3 protein-coding genes are annotated in these 2,809 nt (G+C 40.4%); all 3 read left to right on the top strand.

Features of this window, described 5'->3' with window-relative positions; all coding sequences use genetic code 11:
• The first annotated feature begins 373 nt into the window (after positions 1-373).
• Positions 374-1,306, top strand: a complete 933-nt coding sequence (hprK, locus tag AC52RT_RS05305) for an HPr(Ser) kinase/phosphatase (protein WP_495539786.1) — start codon at positions 374-376, stop codon at positions 1,304-1,306.
• 28 nt (positions 1,307-1,334) lie between these two features.
• Positions 1,335-2,150, top strand: a complete 816-nt coding sequence (gene lgt / locus AC52RT_RS05300; protein ID WP_495539785.1) for a prolipoprotein diacylglyceryl transferase — start codon at positions 1,335-1,337, stop codon at positions 2,148-2,150.
• A 19-nt stretch (positions 2,151-2,169) separates the two neighbouring features.
• On the top strand, positions 2,170-2,809 hold a 640-nt coding region (locus AC52RT_RS05295; protein WP_495539784.1), incomplete at its 3' end, for a nucleoside recognition domain-containing protein.

The following is a 2,809-nucleotide window of genomic DNA, read 5'->3' as shown; positions in this document are numbered from 1 at the left end:
GTTCTTTAAGTGAGCGGCAACAGAACGATTGAAGACATATTCCTTCATTCCATCGGGCGTCTGTTTTCCAAGAGTCTGGTAGCCGTGTCCAGCATCAATCATAATTTTCATGAGCCATCTCCTTTTCTGTTTTTGAAGGACAAACCTTCGAAGGATATATACCGTTCAAACGGAAAAAAGGAGCATGCTTTGGAAAAAAGTGGTATAGCTAAGTAGTAAGTCACTTCTTTAAATGTGGTAATATAGTGTCAGGCAAAAGGACGCAAGTCAGAATTAACTTTAGAGTTTTCTTTAGTTATTGAAAGGTATTTGCTAAAATGAAATCTATATTTACAGAAGAATACATTAACTCCATGAGAGAGGAGCAAAATAGATGGCGCGCGTTCGTACAAAAGATTTGCTAGATACATTCGATTTGGAACTGATTAGTGGTGAGGAAGGGATTAACCGTCCGATTGTAACTAGTGATTTATCAAGACCAGGTATTGAGCTTGCGGGTTATTTTGAATACTATCCTTCAGACCGAGTGCAATTGCTTGGAACAACAGAGATGTCTTTTTTTGAAACGCTTAGTCCCGCTGAACGAGTGAATAGAATGAATAATTTATGTCGTGATTTGACTCCATGTATCATCATTACAAGGGACCATGAAATCCCAGAAGAATTAATTGAGGCTTCCGAGAGAGAATCGGTTCCCGTCATGCGTTCTAAATTGAAAACGACGAGGCTGTTCAGCCACTTAACAAACTTTTTAGAAAGCAAGCTTGCTCCAACGACTGCTGTGCACGGAGTATTAGTCGATATCTATGGTGTAGGTGTAATGATTACAGGAAAAAGTGGTGTCGGTAAAAGTGAAACTGCTCTTGAACTAGTAAAAAGAGGCCATCGTTTGGTCGCCGATGATTGTGTGGAAATAAGACAAGAGGATCAAGATACCTTAGTCGGGAATGCGCCTGAACTGATTGAGCACTTGCTTGAGATTCGCGGTCTGGGGATTATTAATGTGATGACGCTGTTTGGTGCAGGTGCGGTCCGCAGTAATAAGAAAATATCCTTGGTCATTAACTTGGAGTTATGGGAAAAGAACAAACAATATGACCGGGTAGGTCTAGATGAAGAAGTCATCAAAATTATTGATACCAACGTCACGAGATTGACTGTGCCTGTACGCCCTGGTCGAAATCTTGCGGTTATTATTGAAGTAGCTTCGATGAATTTCCGATTGAAAAAAATGGGTGTCAATGCGGCTGAACAATTTTCAAATCGCTTGAACAGTACCATATCAGGCGGTCACGATGATATTTGAGTCATGAACGAAAGAAAAGAGGGGTAAAATGGAACAAGAAATACAGCCGCTTAATCCCATTGCGGTCGACTTAGGACCAATAACTGTTCATTGGTATGGGCTGATTATTGGGTTGGGCGTCTTGTTGGGTCTATACATAGCAGTGCGTGAAGCAGAACGAAGAGGGTTGGATAAGGAAACGTTTATAGATGTTATTTTATTTGCTGTTCCGGCAGCTATTATTTGTGCAAGAATTTATTATGTGCTTTTTCAGTGGGATTATTATTCACAAAACCCGGGACAAATCATTAAGATTTGGGAAGGCGGTATAGCCATCCATGGGGCTATCATCGGCTCTGTTTTAACAGGGTATATTTTTTCTAAAGTAAAAAAAATATCATTCTGGAAGCTTGTTGATATTGCAGCACCTGGTTTATTGATCGGTCAAGCCATTGGACGATGGGGAAACTTTATGAATCAAGAGGCTTACGGAGAAGAAGTGAGCCGGTCTTTTTTAGAGTCGACCTTGCATTTACCTGATTTCATCGTCAATCAAATGTACATAAATGGTGTGTATCATCATCCAACTTTTTTATATGAATCACTATGGAATTTGGCTGGAGTCGTTTTATTACTTTTGATTAGAAGAACAAGTCTGCGTACGGGTGAAATTTTCTTATCTTACCTTATCTGGTACTCCATAGGGCGTTACTTTATTGAAGGGATGAGAACGGACAGCTTAATGCTGACGGAGAGTCTGCGGATTGCACAAGTTATCTCGATTGCTTCAATTGCAACGGCGATTGTGATTGGGATTTATAGAAGAAAGACAGGACAATCTGCTAAGAAGTATCTGGAGTCGTAAAAGGCTAGGGGGGAAAGCGTTGATTGGAGCTTCAGTAAAAAGCGGGCTAATCGTGGGATTAAAAACAACTTGGACGCTTAGTAAAGTTATTTTTCCAGTTACATTAATCGTATCTGTTCTTCAATATACACCTGTTTTAAAGTGGATTATAGCGGCAATTGCTCCCATCATGAATCTGCTTGGTTTGCCTGGGGATGCTGCGATTCCTCTCGTTCTTGGTAATTTTCTTAATTTATATGCAGGTATAGGCGCAATCTTAACACTTGATTTAACTGTGAAAGAAGTATTCATTTTAGCGACCATGCTGTCCTTTTCACATAATTTATTGATTGAATCGGGAGTTGCGATGAAGGTCGGTGTCAAATTATGGGTCATCCTTACAGTAAGGATTGGTTTGGCGTTAGTAGCGGCTGTCGTGATTAATTTAGTCTGGCACGGCGGAGCGGAAACGGCGAAATACGGCTTTATCAGCCAACAAGTTGAAATTTCGGGTATCGGACCGATTTTACTGAATGGTCTAGAACGGGCAGCTTCGGGTGTCTTTCAGCTGGCTTTAATTGTAATTCCGCTGATGGTCGTTATTCAAATAATGAAAGACCTGAAATGGTTGGATTACTTTTCTAGAATGATCGCGCCATTTACTAGATTGCTTGGAATGA

The organism is Peribacillus sp., from assembly GCF_059453735.1.
This window is presented reverse-complemented; position numbering and strand designations above follow the sequence as displayed.

Bases quoted from the DNA above. Each gene is read 5' to 3' on its own strand.
- hprK (WP_495539786.1), top strand. From the start codon at position 374: ATGGCGCGCGTTCGTACAAAAGATTTGCTAGATACATTCGATTTGGAA.
- lgt (WP_495539785.1), top strand. From the start codon at position 1,335: ATGGAACAAGAAATACAGCCGCTTAATCCCATTGCGGTCGACTTAGGA.